The 5712-nt window shown below is 49.1% G+C and carries 2 tRNA genes and 2 rRNA genes; all 4 read left to right on the top strand.

The window, feature by feature from the left end:
* Positions 1-474 precede the first annotated feature (474 nt).
* The 4 genes from AAKU64_RS22070 (at position 475) to AAKU64_RS22055 (ending at position 5620) form a co-directional block, all read left to right on the top strand.
* Positions 475-2003, top strand: a 16S ribosomal RNA gene (locus tag AAKU64_RS22070).
* A 124-nt stretch (positions 2004-2127) separates the two neighbouring features.
* Positions 2128-2204 (top strand) — tRNA-Ile (locus AAKU64_RS22065).
* Positions 2205-2256: 52 nt separating this feature from the next.
* Positions 2257-2332, top strand: a tRNA-Ala gene (locus tag AAKU64_RS22060).
* Between the two features lie 412 nt (positions 2333-2744).
* A 23S ribosomal RNA gene (locus tag AAKU64_RS22055) occupies positions 2745-5620 on the top strand.
* Together the 16S and 23S rRNA genes with 2 tRNA genes alongside form the textbook arrangement of a ribosomal RNA operon.
* The last annotated feature ends 92 nt before the right edge of the window (positions 5621-5712 follow it).

Raw genomic sequence — 5712 nt, 5'->3', positions numbered from 1 at the left:
CGTCGAGAGGCGGGGAAGTAGAGGTAAGAAAGATAGTGAAACACAAGAAGTGAGTACGGAGTTTGAAGGCAGAGAATTGAATAAGATCAGGTAGAAGAAGCCGGATGGGATTTAAAAGGAAGCTTCAAAATAGGTATTGACGGAAAGCGGTAAGTGGTTCATAATCTCGCTTCTTTGCTGCTGACAAACAAAACGCTTTGTCAGAAAGTGGAGAAAAAAGAGTAGTTGATTCGCAAGAGTCCTAGTCTTTTTGAAGCGGAACAGAATGCAGATCTTTAACAATTAACAGTCAATAAATGTGGGCACTTGATAGAAGGCACCGTGATTTAATTTATTAGATCATGATACTTAAAAAATATCAAATGTTCGCAAAAGTAATAAATAGGATATCTCGCAAGAGATAGCCTGTCAGTTATTTGAGTGAGCGACACTGTTCGAAAGAACAGAGTTCAGCAATGAACAAAAACAGAGATTAAACTGAAGAGTTTGATCCTGGCTCAGATTGAACGCTGGCGGCATGCCTTACACATGCAAGTCGAACGGTAACGCGGGGCAACCTGGCGACGAGTGGCGAACGGGTGAGTAATATATCGGAACATACCCTAGAGTGGGGGATAACGTAGCGAAAGTTACGCTAATACCGCATACGAACTAAGGTTGAAAGTGGGGGATCGCAAGACCTCATGCTCATGGAGTGGCCGATATCTGATTAGCTAGTTGGTAGGGTAAAAGCCTACCAAGGCGACGATCAGTAGCTGGTCTGAGAGGACGACCAGCCACACTGGAACTGAGACACGGTCCAGACTCCTACGGGAGGCAGCAGTGGGGAATTTTGGACAATGGGCGCAAGCCTGATCCAGCAATGCCGCGTGAGTGAAGAAGGCCTTCGGGTTGTAAAGCTCTTTTGTCAGGGAAGAAACGGTGGTTCCTAATACGGACTACTAATGACGGTACCTGAAGAATAAGCACCGGCTAACTACGTGCCAGCAGCCGCGGTAATACGTAGGGTGCAAGCGTTAATCGGAATTACTGGGCGTAAAGCGTGCGCAGGCGGTTATATAAGTCAGATGTGAAATCCCCGGGCTCAACCTGGGAACTGCATTTGAGACTGTATGGCTAGAGTGTGTCAGAGGGGGGTAGAATTCCACGTGTAGCAGTGAAATGCGTAGATATGTGGAGGAATACCGATGGCGAAGGCAGCCCCCTGGGATAACACTGACGCTCATGCACGAAAGCGTGGGGAGCAAACAGGATTAGATACCCTGGTAGTCCACGCCCTAAACGATGTCTACTAGTTGTCGGGACTTAATTGTCTTGGTAACGCAGCTAACGCGTGAAGTAGACCGCCTGGGGAGTACGGTCGCAAGATTAAAACTCAAAGGAATTGACGGGGACCCGCACAAGCGGTGGATGATGTGGATTAATTCGATGCAACGCGAAAAACCTTACCTACCCTTGACATGGAAGGAATCCCGAAGAGATTTGGGAGTGCTCGAAAGAGAACCTTTACACAGGTGCTGCATGGCTGTCGTCAGCTCGTGTCGTGAGATGTTGGGTTAAGTCCCGCAACGAGCGCAACCCTTGTCATTAGTTGCTACGAAAGGGCACTCTAATGAGACTGCCGGTGACAAACCGGAGGAAGGTGGGGATGACGTCAAGTCCTCATGGCCCTTATGGGTAGGGCTTCACACGTCATACAATGGTACATACAGAGGGCCGCCAACCCGCGAGGGGGAGCTAATCCCAGAAAGTGTATCGTAGTCCGGATTGTAGTCTGCAACTCGACTACATGAAGTTGGAATCGCTAGTAATCGCGGATCAGCATGTCGCGGTGAATACGTTCCCGGGTCTTGTACACACCGCCCGTCACACCATGGGAGCGGGTTCTGCCAGAAGTAGTTAGCTTAACCGCAAGGAGGGCGATTACCACGGCAGGGTTCGTGACTGGGGTGAAGTCGTAACAAGGTAGCCGTATCGGAAGGTGCGGCTGGATCACCTCCTTTCTAGAGTTGTGCTGAAAGTTAAGTGTCCACACTTATTGACTGTTACTGTAAAGAACAAGGTAAGTCACCGGGAGATTGGTGACAAGCTGTAAAACTCACTCACGTGAGAATCGAGCAAGCACCTGGGTCTGTAGCTCAGTTGGTTAGAGCACCGTGTTGATAACGCGGGGGTCGTTGGTTCGAGCCCAACCAGACCCACCAAACTGGTGGAGCAGGTTGCAGGCAAGTGAGTGCAGTAAGACATCCAAGTTTCGGGGGTTTAGCTCATCTGGTAGAGCACCTGCTTTGCAAGCAGGGGGTGAACGGTTCGATCCCGTTAACCTCCACCAAGATTGAAACATTGAAGCAAAGTACAAACCTAAGTCAAGCAGCGCGCTCAACAGCGATAGAGGCAAGCGATTTAGGTTTGATCTTTCAACAGAGATTAAGCAAGACAGTATTACCGTTCTTTAACAATTGAGAAGAAGTAAAGTAGAAATAATCAAAATTATTTCTGTAAAGAGAAGTTAGCAACGACAGTTGTTAATGGAAATTATGGAAGGGTTGTGATTGTATCGAACAAACATAGTATTACAAAGAGTTTGAAAAGCACTGCTGCAAAGCAGAGTTTTAGAAAAAATCAAATTCCTTGAGATACGGCAAACGCTAAAGAAATACTCATAGTAATAAGAACTATAACCGGTTTTTAGTGATGAACCTGAGTTCAGTAATGAACACAGACACTAGAAGCTAACGTTATAGGGACAAGTGACTAAGTGCACATGGTGGATGCCTTGGCGATATCAGGCGATGAAGGACGTAGTAGCTTGCGATAAGCTGCGGGGAGCGAGCAAACACGCTTTGATCCGCAGATTTCCGAATGGGGAAACCCGGCCGTAAGGTCATTGCAACATGAATACATAGTGTTGCAAAGCGAACGTGGCGAACTGAAACATCTAAGTAGCTACAGGAAAAGAAATCAACCGAGATTCCCAAAGTAGTGGCGAGCGAAATGGGAACAGCCGCAAGTGATAGCAGACTTGATAGTAGAACGGAATGGAAAGTCCGGCCATAGAGGGTGATAGCCCCTTATACGAAATCATATCTGTGGTACTAGGCTTGCAACAAGTAGGGCGGGACACGAGAAATCCTGTCTGAACATGGGGGGACCATCCTCCAAGGCTAAATACTCGATATCGACCGATAGTGAACCAGTACCGTGAGGGAAAGGCGAAAAGAACCCCGGAAGGGGAGTGAAATAGATCCTGAAACCGTGTGCATACAAACAGTAGGAGCGGACTTGTTCCGTGACTGCGTACCTTTTGTATAATGGGTCAGCGACTTACATTCAGTGGCAAGGTTAACCGCATAGGGAAGCCGTAGAGAAATCGAGTCCGAATAGGGCGAAATTAGTCGCTGGGTGTAGACCCGAAACCAAGTGATCTACTCATGGCCAGGTTGAAGGTGCGGTAACACGCACTGGAGGACCGAACCCACTAATGTTGAAAAATTAGGGGATGAGCTGTGGGTAGGGGTGAAAGGCTAAACAAACTTGGAAATAGCTGGTTCTCTCCGAAAACTATTTAGGTAGTGCCTCAAGTATCACCATCGGGGGTAGAGCACTGTTATGGCTAGGGGGTCATCGCGACTTACCAACCCATTGCAAACTCCGAATACCGATGAGTGCGAGCTTGGGAGACAGACGTCGGGTGCTAACGTCCGGCGTCAAGAGGGAAACAACCCAGACCGCCAGCTAAGGTCCCAAAGTATCGCTAAGTGGAAAACGAAGTGGGAAGGCTAAAACAGTCAGGAGGTTGGCTTAGAAGCAGCCACCCTTTAAAGAAAGCGTAATAGCTCACTGATCGAGTCGTCCTGCGCGGAAGATGTAACGGGGCTAAGCGATACACCGAAGCTGCGGATATATCTTAGGATATATGGTAGGAGAGCGTTCTGTAAGCCTGCGAAGGTGTCTTGTAAAGGATGCTGGAGGTATCAGAAGTGCGAATGCTGACATGAGTAGCGATAATGGGGGTGAAAAGCCTCCACGCCGTAAGCCCAAGGTTTCCTGTTCAACGTTCATCGGAGCAGGGTGAGTCGGCCCCTAAGGCGAGGCAGAGATGCGTAGCTGATGGGAAGCAGGTTAATATTCCTGCACCGTCGTATGATGCGATGGGGGGACGGATCACAGAAGGTCGTCAGGCGGTTGGAAGAGCCTGTTCTTGACTTGTAGAAGGCACTTAGGCAAATCCGGGTGCGTAATTCAAGGGGTTGAGACGAGTGAATTAATTCATGAAGCGATCGGAAGTGGTTCCAAGAAAAGCCTCTAAGCTTCAGTCATACGAGACCGTACCGCAAACCGACACAGGTGGGCGAGATGAGTATTCTAAGGCGCTTGAGAGAACTCGGGAGAAGGAACTCGGCAAATTGGTACCGTAACTTCGGGATAAGGTACGCCCTTGTAGTTTGACCCCCCTGCGGGGGAAGGATGAAAGGGTTGCAATAAACTGGTGGCTGCGACTGTTTAATAAAAACACAGCACTCTGCAAACACGAAAGTGGACGTATAGGGTGTGACGCCTGCCCGGTGCTGGAAGATTAAATGATGGGGTGCAAGCTCTTGATTGAAGTCCCAGTAAACGGCGGCCGTAACTATAACGGTCCTAAGGTAGCGAAATTCCTTGTCGGGTAAGTTCCGACCTGCACGAATGGCGTAACGATGGCCACACTGTCTCCTCCCGAGACTCAGCGAAGTTGAAATGTTTGTGATGATGCAATCTACCCGCGGCTAGACGGAAAGACCCCATGAACCTTTACTGTAGCTTTGCATTGGACTTTGAACCAATCTGTGTAGGATAGGTGGGAGGCTTTGAAGCGGGGACGCCAGTTCTCGTGGAGCCAACCTTGAAATACCACCCTGGTTTGTTTGAGGTTCTAACCTTGGCCCGTTATCCGGGTCGGGGACAGTGCATGGTAGGCAGTTTGACTGGGGCGGTCTCCTCCCAAAGTGTAACGGAGGAGTTCGAAGGTACGCTAGTTACGGTCGGACATCGTGACGATAGTGCAATGGCATAAGCGTGCTTAACTGCGAGACTGACAAGTCGAGCAGGTACGAAAGTAGGACATAGTGATCCGGTGGTTCTGTATGGAAGGGCCATCGCTCAACGGATAAAAGGTACTCTGGGGATAACAGGCTGATTCCTCCCAAGAGTTCATATCGACGGGGGAGTTTGGCACCTCGATGTCGGCTCATCACATCCTGGGGCTGTAGCCGGTCCCAAGGGTATGGCTGTTCGCCATTTAAAGTGGTACGTGAGCTGGGTTTAAAACGTCGTGAGACAGTTTGGTCCCTATCTGCCGTGGGCGTTGGAAGTTTGAAGGGGGCTGCTCCTAGTACGAGAGGACCGGAGTGGACGAACCTCTGGTGTATCGGTTGTCACGCCAGTGGCATTGCCGAGTAGCTATGTTCGGAAGAGATAACCGCTGAAAGCATCTAAGCGGGAAACTCGCCTTAAGATGAGACTTCCCAGAGACTAGATCTCTTTAAAGGGTCGTTCGAGACCAGGACGTTGATAGGCTGGGTGTGGAAGTGCAGTAATGCATTAAGCTAACCAGTACTAATTGCCCGTAAGGCTTGTCCCTATAACCTTAGCAGGTTATCTGTTACAAGTATTTGTGAAGTGTTTGCCTGAACCTTACGTCAGTAAGTTGTTCGACAACAGTCACAACCACCA

Source organism: Undibacterium sp. GrIS 1.8, from assembly GCF_040544445.1.
GTDB lineage: Bacteria > Pseudomonadota > Gammaproteobacteria > Burkholderiales > Burkholderiaceae_D > Undibacterium.
The sequence above is the reverse complement of the archived record's forward strand: the minus strand, read 5'-3'. Positions and strand labels throughout refer to the sequence as shown.